The organism is Microbacterium sp., assembly GCF_049661145.1.
Lineage (GTDB): Bacteria > Actinomycetota > Actinomycetes > Actinomycetales > Microbacteriaceae > Microbacterium.
In genome coordinates this window covers 1-9,552 of sequence record NZ_JBASZT010000391.1, presented here as the reverse complement: position 1 = coordinate 9,552, position 9,552 = coordinate 1, and the positions used below count along the sequence as shown (strand labels likewise).

The following is a 9,552-nucleotide window of genomic DNA, read 5'->3' as shown; positions in this document are numbered from 1 at the left end:
TCGCAGGGGCTGCCGCCATCGTCCCGGCCATCGCCGGGAGCGCGCCCGTGGACGAGGCGACACAGGTGCTCACCCCGGGTCTCGTGACGCAGGAGGCCACGCGCATCCTGCCGGCGGCAGCGCCCGCCCCCGAGGAGGAGGAGGTCGCCGAGGAGAAGAGGCGCAGCCCGTGGACGTGGCCCCTCGTCGCCCTCATCGTGATCCTGCTGCTGGTGCTCGGTGGCACGGTGTTCGCCATGATGTCGGGCTCGGGCGGCGAACCCGCGCCGTCTCCGTCGCAGTCGACCCCGAGCGAGTCTCCGCCGCCGTCCGAGACGCCCACGCCTGAGCCGACGACCGTTCCGATGGCCGATCTGGACTTCATCGACCGCACCTGCGACGAGGCGAGATCGATCGCCGCGGAGCACAACCTCACCGCCGTCACCTGCGTGCCCGGATCGGCCGCAGCGACCGCCGACGACGTCGGGAAGATCTACCAGACCGACCCGTCGGGCGGGAACGTCACGCTCGATCAGTCGATCGTGCTGACGTTCTACGACGAGCAGTCGCCGATCGCGACCCCGACGGCACCGACCGTCGTGAACAACCCGCAGGGGTCGACCTCGTACACGGTCACGTGGCAGTCGTTCTCCTGCCCCGCCGGCTCCTCCCTGACGGCGTTCAACATGACCGTCATCAACGGCACCTTCGCGGCGAACAACGACACGACCTATCAAGCGCCGGCGAGCCCGCGAAGCCTGGCGGTCACGGCCAACGCGAACATAGCGCCCGGGTCGCTGATCCTGGTCTCGTACACCGCGCAGTGCGGCGATCGCGAGTCCGCAGCCTCGCCGGAGGGTCAGGCGGCGATCCCTTCGGAGACTCCCGCCACGCCCGCCGCCCCGGACCCCACGTCCACGCCGACCCCGGACTCCGAGGACTGACCCCGGCGGGTTTCCCCACCCCACGGTGCGGCGGCCCTGGGCCACTGACCCGACATCCGTTTCGCACTCAGCACGGTCGATTAGGCTGAGCTGTCGAGTGCGCCCGGGTCGTCGCGGGCAGGGGGAGTGAAGTGTCTGCAGAGCCTCGCGTGCTGTCCGAACGCTACCGCGTCGATGAGATCATCGGTCGCGGCGGCATGGCCAGCGTCTACCGCGCTCACGACCTCACCCTGGGCCGCGAGGTCGCGATCAAGATCCTCAAGCGCGATCTCGCCGACGACAACGCGTTCCGCACGCGCTTCCGGCTGGAAGCGCAGGCAGCGTCGCGCATGTCGCACCCGACGATCGTGCGGGTGTTCGACGCGGGCGAGGACACCGAGACGGATGCCGACGGCACCACCCATGCCGTGCCCTACATCGTCATGGAACTCGTCGATGGCGTACTGCTGAAGGACATCATCGCGCAGGGGCAAGTACCGATCGCCGATGCCGTCCGCTACGTCGACGGCATCCTCGAGGCTCTGGAGTATTCGCATCGCGCCGGGGTCGTGCACCGCGACATCAAACCGGGCAACGTCATGATCGCGCGCGGCGGCCAGGTGAAGGTCATGGACTTCGGCATCGCCCGCGCGGTGTCCGACTCGTCGTCGACCGTCGCGGAGACGACCGCCATCATCGGCACCGCCGCCTACTTCTCCCCCGAGCAGGCCAAGGGCGAGCCGGTCGATACCCGCGCCGACCTGTACTCGGCCGGCGTCGTGCTGTACGAGCTGCTCACCGGCCGCACCCCGTTCCGTGGCGAGTCGCCGGTCGCGGTGGCCTACCAGCACGTCAGCGAGACGCCCATCCCGCCGTCGGAACTCATCGACAGCGTGCCGCGCACGCTGGATGCCGTGGTCCTGCGCGCGCTTGCGAAGGACCCGTTCCAGCGATACCAGGATGCCGCGTCGTTTCGAGAGGCGCTGGGCACGACGCTCGAAGGCAAGGCGCCGACCAAGAAGCAGCTGGGGGCGCTGACGAGCGAGCTGTACGGCGCGAGCCCGCGCCAGGCCGCCGAGACCGCCCGGTCCCTGCGGCAGTTGACGACCGACACGACGATGCGGCGAACCCAGTCCGGGCCCCCCGTCGCATGGATCTGGGCGGGGGTGGCCGTCCTCGCCGTCGTGCTCGTCTCCGTGCTCATCTGGGTGCTGACTTCGCGGCCGGGTCCGAGCCTGCCCCCCAACGCTCGCATCGTCCCGGACATCGTCGAGATGTCGTGGGAGCGCGCGACCGAAGAGTTGACCAACAACGATCTGGAGGGCGCCCGACTCGAGGAGAGCAGCGACCGGGTCGCGAAGGACAACGTCATCCGCACCGACCCCGCCGCCGGGACCACCGTCGAGCCCGGTCAGCAGATCAAGGTCTACGTGTCGACGGGCCAGGAGATGAGCACGGTGCCGACGCTGGCGGGAATGTCGGCGACGGATGCCGAGGCCGCGCTCCAGCAGGCCGGTTTGAAGCTCGGCGCGATCCGCCCCAAGAACGATCCCGACCTCGCCGCCGACACCGTGATCTCGGCCGACCAGCCCGAGGGCTCGGAGGTGCCGGTCGGCACGACTGTCAACCTCGAGGTCGCGAGCGGCAACGTCGTGCTCAACAACCTCGTCGGCTACACAGTGGACGCCGCGGAGCGCGAGGTCACCTCGCTGAAGCTGAGCCCGGTCGTCGTGGAGGACCCCGGCTGCTCGGCGGCGCCCGGCGAGCGAGTCGTCGGCGCGCAGTCGCTGCCGCCCGGCGACGTGCCCATCCACTCCGAGGTGCAGCTCACGGTCTGCACCGGCTCCTGATGCGAAAGTCTCGCATCCCCGAGGCAGACTCTCTCGCCCCACGGCGCGGCAGCGCCACTGAAAAGCTGACCCGTTCGAGCCAGTTGCCCAGCAGCGCGTAGCCCCCCTCGGTGAGCACCGCCTCGGGGTGGAACTGCACGCCCCACAGCGGCGACTCCCGATGGGCGAGACCCATGACGACGCCCGACGCCGTGCGCGCGGTGACCTCCAGCTCCGGCGGGAGAGTGGCGGGGTCGACCGCCAGCGAGTGGTAGCGGGTCGCGGTGAACGGCGTCGGCATCCCCGTGAACAGGCCGCTGCCATCGTGGTGGACCGCCGATGTCGTGCCGTGGCACAACTCCGGGGCCTCGTCGACCACGGCGCCGAACGCGACGGCGAGCGCCTGGTGTCCGAGACAGACTCCCAGCAGCGGGATGCCGAGGTCCGCCGCCGCGCGCACGATGTCGACCGAGGCTCCCGCCTGTTCGGGCCGTCCCGGCCCAGGGGAGACGAGCACGCCCGCGAACCCGGTGAGCGCGACGGCGGGGTCCACCACGGCATCCGCCTCGATCATCGTCGTCGTCGCGCCGAGCTCGTCGAGGTATCCGAGCAGGGTGTGGACGAAGCTGTCGTGGTTGTCGACGACGAGGACGTCACCCACCGACGGTCGACTCCTGCGGATTGATGATCTGGCCGACCCAGGGGAACACGTACCAGAAGAGCCCGTACAGCACGGCCGCCAGCAGTGCCAGCAGGATCAGCACCCGCACCCATGCGGGCCCGGGCAGGATGCGCCACAGCGCGGCATACATCAGGCGCTCCCCCCGTCGACGGGCTCGGTCAGGGCCGCCGGCGGGCCGCCGGCGGTCGGAGTGAAGTCCTCGAACACGGCGTAGGCGATGATGCGTTCGAGCATGTCGAGCTTGGGCGCGCAGCTCGTCAGGGTCAGGTAGCGGCCGTTCGCGGCGACGTTCAGCTGCTGGGGAACGGGCAGCAGGACCTCGACCTGGGTGTCCTGCACATACTCCAGGGTGCGGAAGCGGTAGGTGTACCAGCCGTCGGGAGTCTGGATGACGATGGCGTCCCCGATGACGAGCTTGTCGATCGGGTCGAAGGGCGCGCCCGAAGTCCACCGGTGCGCTGCGTAGACGGTGTTGCCCACGTCGCCCGGCATCGCAGTTTCGGGGTAGTGGCCGATCTCACCCATGTCGAGGATGTCCTTGCGGGAAACGCCGACCGCGATCGTGAACTGCCACTGCGGACCGAACCGGGGGACGAACATGACCCCGAACTGCTCGCCGTGTCCCGGCTTTGCGAGAACGGGGACAGGGACGGGGGTATCGGTGGGGTCGGTGTTCTCGACCGGGGGCGGGGTGGCCGAGCCGGTCGTGGCGGGCGGAGTCTCCAGCCAGCTCTGCGACAAGGCGCCCGCCTGGGCGTGCTTCTCCGAGCCGATGATCCAGTCGCCGACCCACATCTGCCACGTCACGTAGAGCAACGCGACCACGCCGAACGTGATGAGGATCTCGCCGAGCACGCTCAGGAACGAGGCACCGCGGCGCGGCGCCGGAGCGGATGCTGCGGGTTCCCGCTGCGGTGGGCGCGTGCGCCGCGCCCCCTGTCCCGCTTGCGCCATACTGCCGATTCTTCCACAGCCCGGCTGCAGGCCTGCTGACAGGTAGAATCGTCGCCATGGCGCGTTCAGGCAAGGATGATGGGCAGCTCGCGGAGCCCGGCGAGAGCGAGTCCGCCCCCAATCCGGTGTGGTTCAAACCCATCATGCTGGGCCTCATGATCCTCGGCCTGCTGTGGGTGATCGTTTTCTACTTGAGCAACCAGGCGCTGCCGATTCCCGGCATCGCCGGGTGGAACCTGGTCATCGGGTTCGGCATTGCGTTCATCGGTTTCCTCATGACCACGCGCTGGCGCTGACGGGTCAACGCCACGCGAATTACACGTGTGTGGTTCATCCCCACATGTGGATGATTCTGTGGATAACTCTGTGGTCAGGCCTCAGGGTCAGGCGTAGTAGAGCGCGAGCGGCACAGCGAGCAGCGCGAGCAGACCCGCCGCGACCGCGATCAGCAGCCACACCTGCGCACGTTGCTGACTGCTCTTTCGCGTGCGCGCGAAGATCACACCGATCAGCGCCCCGACCAGGCCGCCGCCGATGTGCGCCTGCCAGGCGATGCTCGATCCGGGCAGGAACGTGATGACGAGGTTCAGGCCCAGGATCACCGCGATCGCGGTGACGTTCGCCCCCAGATGCCTGCCGATGACGAACATCGCGCCGAGCAGACCCCACACCGCTCCCGAGGCGCCGACCACGACCGTCGTCGGCGCCAGGATCGCCGTGAGCACCGATCCGCCGAGCGCGCTCAGCAGATAGAGCGTGAGAAAGCGCCACCGCCCCAGCAGTGGCTCCAGGCTGCGACCGAGCGCCCAGAGCGCGAGCATGTTCAGGGCGACGTGCCAGATTCCCGCGTGCACGAGCGTCACGGTCACGAGTCGCCACGGCTGGGTGTAGGCGAGATCGCCGCGGAACGCGAGCCAACTCCACACGACGTCGCCGAAGCCGGGGATCAGCGTGATCAGGAAGGAGACGCTCGTGACGATGACCAGGGCATACGTCACCAGGGGGCGGCCGCCCCTACCGGTCGCGCGCCCCCTCGGCATCCGAGTCACCGTCGCGTGCTGCGCCTTCTGCTGCTTCTGCTGGTCCGCGAGACACTCCGGGCAGATCACCCCTACCGGCAGCGGAGTCTGGCACTCGGGGCAGATCGTCCGCAGGCACCGTTGGCAGAGCACGAAACTCTGGCGGTCCGGATGCCGGTAGCAGAAGTTCTCCGGATTGCTGCGGAGGTCGGAGTCGGTCACGCGTGACGGTTCCTGAGCGTGGGATCAGACCGCCACGACGTCGATCGAGCTGATGACGACCGGGTCGATGGGACGGTCGCCGGCGGCGGTTCGGACAGCGGAGATCTCGTCGACGACCTCGCGCGAGGCGTCGTCGGCGACCTCGCCGAAGATCGTGTGCTTGCCGTTCAGCCACGGCGTCGGGTCGGTCGTGATGAAGAACTGAGAACCGTTCGTGCCCTCCGCCTTGCCCGTGATCGCGTTGCGACGTAGGCCCGCGTTGGCCATGGCGAGCAGATACGGCACGCCGAAGCTGAGCTCGGGGTGGATCTCGTCGTTGAAGGTGTAACCGGGCCCGCCGACACCCTGCCCGAGCGGATCACCGCCCTGGATCATGAAGTTCGGGATGATGCGGTGGAATACGACATCGGTGTACAGGGGGCCCTCACCCGGCTTGCCGGTCGCGGGGTCGGTCCAGGCCTGGGTGCCATCGGCAAGACCGATGAAGTTCTGCACCGTGCGCGGTGCGTGGTCTCCGTACAGGTTGACGACGACGTCGCCGTGGTTGGTGTGGATCGTCGCGACAGCGGTGTGGATCGGCATGCTTAGCATTCTTTCACCTGTCAACCCCTCGCGCGGTCGGAGGCGTCTGGCAAGATGGGGGGAGTCGTACCGCCGTGATGACGGTCATCAGCCGGAACCCCAGGGAGGGCACCGTGAGCCTCAGCCGCAAGCGCAAGAAGGAACTACGCAAGCTTCAGGAGCAGGCATCGACGCTGTGGGATTCGCAGCAGGTGCTTCTCGGCCAGGCCGGGGACGTCGCCCGCGAGGCCGGACGCCAGCTCGGCAACTACAACCGTGAGCAGGTCGTTCCCACCGTGCAGCACACCTACGAGAAGTACGCCGCGCCGTATGTCAGTCAGGGACTGCAGACCTCGGCGCGTGTCTACAATCAGCGCCTCGCGCCGGCGGCCGGCGCGGTGATCGGTTCGGCGCTGTCGGTATGGGATGCCGCCAACGAGAAGCGCGAGGCCCTCGCGGCCGGTCGCGGATTCGGGTCGATCGACGTCGCGAAGCTGCAGAAGAAGGCGGACAAGTACGGCAAGGATGCCGCGAAGAAGCTCATCATCTCCGCTCCCGCCCCGGCCAAGAAGGGCTTGGGAACGGGCGGCGTGATCGCGATCATCCTGGGCGTCGCCGCGGCGGCCGGGGTGATCTACGCCGCATGGCAGACCCTGCGCGCCGACGACGAGCTGTGGGTCGCCGACGACCCGCTGGCCGCTCCCGACGCCTGACCTGCGGGGCACGCCACTCCGGTGGTTGAGTAGCCTCCGGCCCGCCCCGCCCCCGCTGGTTAGTAGCCGGGCGACCCAACCCCGCTGGTTGCGTAGCCGGGCGACCCACCCCGCTGGTTGAGTAGCCGGGCGACCCACCCCCGCTGGTTGAGTAGCCGGGCGCAGCCCGGCGTATCGAAACCATGGTGACCATGTCAGACCCTCTCGACCGCGTCCGGCACGCCGCGACCGCGCGCGGACTCGAGATCGAGCTGCGGGAGCGGCCCGCGGCATCCTCCCTCGCCGAGGCTGCGGAAATGTTGGATCTCACGCCGGCGGACATCGTGAAGACCCTCGTGGTCAAGCGCTCGGACGACACGTATCTGTTCGCGCTCATCCCCGGCGACCTAGCGATTTCATGGCCGAAGCTGCGCGCGGTCGTCGGGGCGAACAAGCTGCGGTTGCCGGAGCCCGAACTCGCGTTGGCGGCCACCGGCTACGAGCGCGGCACGATCGTCCCGATCGGTAGCACGACGGATTGGCCGGTGTATGCCGACGCTTCGATCGTGGGCAAGCGCGTCGCGATGGGCGCCGGCGCGCACGGCTACAGTCTGTTCGTCGATGCCGACGCGCTCATCGCCGCGTACGGCGCGACCGTCGCCGACATCTCCCGGCCTGCCGAAGCCCACTCCGGTCGCTAGGTCGTTGGGTCGCTACCCAACGAGGGCAGCGCGACCGGCATCCGTCATGCGACCCGCATGCTCGAGTCCAGCCGCGATGCGCCGGTTGCGTTCGGATGCCGTGCGCTCAGGGTTCTACGCGCTGACCAGCTGTGAGAGTTCGACGAGTCGGTTCGAGAAGCCCCATTCGTTGTCATACCAGGCGAAGACCTTGACCTGATCGCCGACGACCTGGGTGAGAGGTGCGTCGAAGATCGCCGAGTGGGGGTTTCCGACGATATCCGCGGACACGAGCGGAGCTTCCGAGTACGCAAGATAGGGCGACAGCTCGGGCGCATCGGCTGCGCTGCGGAAGGCTGCGTTGACCTCCTCGACGGTCACCGGCCGAGTGAGCTTCGCCGTGAGATCGGTGATCGACCCGACCGGCACCGGCACACGCAGCGAAACGGCCGTGAGCTTCCCGTCGAGTTCGGGGAAGATCCGTCCGATCGTGCGGCCGGCACCGGATGAGGTCGGGATGGTGGACAGCGCTGCGGCGCGGGCGCGGCGGTGATCGCTGTGGGGCGCGTCGTGGAGTCGCTGGTCGCTGGTGTAGGCGTGGATCGTGGTCATCAGCCCGGACTCGATGCCGAACGCCTCGTGCAGCACCTTGACCATCGGAGCGAGGCAGTTGGTGGTGCACGACCCGTTCGAGAACACTTCTCCGGTCAGGTCGACGGCCATGTCGTTGACTCCGAGCACCAGCGCGGGCACATCGCCGTCGCCGGGCGCGGAGATGATGACCTTGCGGGCCCCCGCGACCAGGTGCTGGCGGGCACTCGCCGCGTCGGTGAACCGACCGGTGGACTCGATGACGACATCCACGCGCTCCTCGCCCCAGGGGATGCGGACCGGTTCGCGCTCGGAGGTGACGCGGATGCGTGCGTCGCCCACGAGGATCGCGTCACCCGCCACCCGCACCCCGTCCAGATGCCCGGCGATCGAGTCCCATTCCAGGAGCGTCGCGAGCGTGGCGGCGTCGGCGATGTCGTTGATCGCGACGACGTCGACGTCCGCATCACTGCGCAGCGCCGCACGCAGGTAGCTGCGGCCGATGCGGCCGAAGCCGTTGATTCCGATGCGAACGGTCATGAGTGTCTCCTTGTCGAGTTGGTTCAGTGGTCGGCGTCGGCGTCGGCGTCGGCGTGAGCGTCGGCGGCGGCGTGAGCGGCATCGAGCAGACAGATGGCACCGCGGATCGCGGCATCCATAGGTCCCTGCTCGCCTTTCGCGCGGGCAAGTACATAGCCGCCCTGAAGTACCGCGGCGAGAGTCCGTGCGAGGTCGGCCGGGACGGTGCTCGTCGGCAACTCCCCGACGGCGACCGCAGCGGTGATCGCTTGCTCCCAGCGGTCCAGCACCACGTCGAAGGCATCCGCCACGATCGTGATGAGTTCAGCATCCCTGACGACTTGTGGGTCCTGGGTCATCCGACCCACCGGGCATCCCTGGGTACCCGGCCGCGGCACCGAGAGGTAACGCTTCATGCGCTCGAGCGGCGAGCCGTCCCCATCCAGCACCGACGATGCGCCGGTCAGATCCCCGGTCACGGTCGCCAGCGCCTCGACGGCCAGGTCGTGCTTCCCGCTGAAGTGGTGATACATGCTGCCCTGGCCGACTCCAGCGCGCGCCATCACGTCACGCGGACTCGTCGCGGCATAGCCGCGCTCCCACAGCAACTCGGCCATCGCTTCCGTCAACCGATCACGCGAACTCATGGAGACACTGTAACACCTAGTATGTACAGGATTCGCCAAGTCTTCGGCATGTTGAGCACTAGCGAAGAGGCGGCACTCGTCGCCCGCGCACAGCGCGCCACTGGCGACAGCCACGCGCACTGCCGCAGGGGTGAGTCCCATAGCGTGGTGTAATTCCCCCGCGGAGCTCTCGACGTCGTTGACGTAGGCGGGCCATCGTGGGAGACCGTTGTGTTCCTCCAAGAACCCAGAAAGTGATCCCACGATGACCCAGA

At 68.5% G+C, this 9,552-nt stretch carries 11 protein-coding genes and 1 pseudogene; 5 read left to right on the top strand and 7 right to left on the bottom strand.

Annotated features, from left to right (window positions below; translation table 11 throughout):
* A pseudogene (locus tag WBP48_RS16200) lies at window positions 1-923 on the top strand (serine/threonine protein kinase); the annotation flags it as partial.
* A gap of 131 nt (window positions 924-1,054) precedes the next feature.
* Window positions 1,055-2,752, top strand: a complete 1,698-nt coding sequence (gene pknB / locus WBP48_RS16195) for a Stk1 family PASTA domain-containing Ser/Thr kinase (protein ID WP_424441778.1) — start codon at window positions 1,055-1,057, stop codon at window positions 2,750-2,752.
* Here the strand turns inward: pknB and WBP48_RS16190 are convergent.
* Genes WBP48_RS16190 through WBP48_RS16180 form a run of 3 tightly spaced genes read right to left on the bottom strand, consistent with a single transcriptional unit; the run spans window position 2,730 to window position 4,367 of the window.
* Window positions 2,730-3,392 carry an anthranilate synthase component II gene (locus tag WBP48_RS16190; RefSeq protein ID WP_424441777.1) on the bottom strand — a complete coding sequence of 221 codons (663 nt, stop codon included), beginning with the start codon at window positions 3,390-3,392 and terminating at the stop codon, window positions 2,730-2,732. The genes pknB and WBP48_RS16190 overlap by 23 nt on opposite strands.
* The gene (locus WBP48_RS16185; protein ID WP_424441776.1) at window positions 3,385-3,543 is read right to left on the bottom strand and encodes a hypothetical protein; all 159 of its coding nucleotides are present in this window, start codon (window positions 3,541-3,543) and stop codon (window positions 3,385-3,387) included. The genes WBP48_RS16190 and WBP48_RS16185 overlap by 8 nt, the downstream gene beginning before the upstream one ends.
* Window positions 3,543-4,367, bottom strand: a complete 825-nt coding sequence (locus WBP48_RS16180) for a class E sortase (RefSeq protein WP_424441775.1) — start codon at window positions 4,365-4,367, stop codon at window positions 3,543-3,545. Before WBP48_RS16180 ends, WBP48_RS16185 begins: the two co-directional genes overlap by 1 nt.
* Window positions 4,368-4,423: 56 nt before the next feature.
* On the opposite strand from WBP48_RS16180, the gene WBP48_RS16175 reads away from it, so the two are divergent.
* Window positions 4,424-4,663 carry a cell division protein CrgA gene (locus WBP48_RS16175; RefSeq protein WP_424441774.1) on the top strand — a complete coding sequence of 80 codons (240 nt, stop codon included), beginning with the start codon at window positions 4,424-4,426 and terminating at the stop codon, window positions 4,661-4,663.
* 87 nt (window positions 4,664-4,750) lie between these two features.
* Here the strand turns inward: WBP48_RS16175 and WBP48_RS16170 are convergent, their stop codons facing one another.
* Entirely contained in the window at window positions 4,751-5,608 is an 858-nt protein-coding gene (locus WBP48_RS16170; protein ID WP_424441773.1) for a rhomboid family intramembrane serine protease, read from the bottom strand.
* Between the two features lie 24 nt (window positions 5,609-5,632).
* The gene (locus WBP48_RS16165) at window positions 5,633-6,190 is read right to left on the bottom strand and encodes a peptidylprolyl isomerase (protein ID WP_424441772.1); all 558 of its coding nucleotides are present in this window, start codon (window positions 6,188-6,190) and stop codon (window positions 5,633-5,635) included.
* Window positions 6,191-6,303: 113 nt separating this feature from the next.
* Here WBP48_RS16165 and WBP48_RS16160 point away from each other — a divergent pair, with 113 nt between their 5' ends.
* Both WBP48_RS16160 and WBP48_RS16155 read left to right on the top strand, forming a co-directional pair.
* Complete coding sequence (locus tag WBP48_RS16160; RefSeq protein ID WP_424441771.1) at window positions 6,304-6,882, top strand: DNA helicase; 579 nt, start codon at window positions 6,304-6,306, stop codon at window positions 6,880-6,882.
* A gap of 191 nt (window positions 6,883-7,073) precedes the next feature.
* On the top strand, window positions 7,074-7,562 hold the full coding sequence (locus WBP48_RS16155) for an aminoacyl-tRNA deacylase (protein WP_424441770.1): 489 nt from the start codon (window positions 7,074-7,076) through the stop codon (window positions 7,560-7,562).
* Between the two features lie 114 nt (window positions 7,563-7,676).
* Here the strand turns inward: WBP48_RS16155 and gap are convergent, their stop codons facing one another.
* Together gap and WBP48_RS16145 are read right to left on the bottom strand one after the other, a co-directional pair.
* Complete coding sequence (gene gap, locus WBP48_RS16150; RefSeq protein ID WP_424441769.1) at window positions 7,677-8,672, bottom strand: type I glyceraldehyde-3-phosphate dehydrogenase; 996 nt, start codon at window positions 8,670-8,672, stop codon at window positions 7,677-7,679.
* 23 nt (window positions 8,673-8,695) lie between these two features.
* On the bottom strand, window positions 8,696-9,298 hold the full coding sequence (locus WBP48_RS16145; RefSeq protein ID WP_424441768.1) for a TetR/AcrR family transcriptional regulator: 603 nt from the start codon (window positions 9,296-9,298) through the stop codon (window positions 8,696-8,698).
* Window positions 9,299-9,552: the final 254 nt, after the last annotated feature.

Bases quoted from the DNA above. Each gene is read 5' to 3' on its own strand.
- WBP48_RS16185 (WP_424441776.1), bottom strand. From the start codon at position 3,543: ATGTATGCCGCGCTGTGGCGCATCCTGCCCGGGCCCGCATGGGTGCGG.
- WBP48_RS16180 (WP_424441775.1), bottom strand. From the start codon at position 4,367: ATGGCGCAAGCGGGACAGGGGGCGCGGCGCACGCGCCCACCGCAGCGG.
- WBP48_RS16175 (WP_424441774.1), top strand. From the start codon at position 4,424: ATGGCGCGTTCAGGCAAGGATGATGGGCAGCTCGCGGAGCCCGGCGAG.
- WBP48_RS16165 (WP_424441772.1), bottom strand. From the start codon at position 6,190: ATGCCGATCCACACCGCTGTCGCGACGATCCACACCAACCACGGCGAC.
- WBP48_RS16155 (WP_424441770.1), top strand. From the start codon at position 7,074: ATGTCAGACCCTCTCGACCGCGTCCGGCACGCCGCGACCGCGCGCGGA.
- gap (WP_424441769.1), bottom strand. From the start codon at position 8,672: ATGACCGTTCGCATCGGAATCAACGGCTTCGGCCGCATCGGCCGCAGC.
- WBP48_RS16145 (WP_424441768.1), bottom strand. From the start codon at position 9,298: ATGAGTTCGCGTGATCGGTTGACGGAAGCGATGGCCGAGTTGCTGTGG.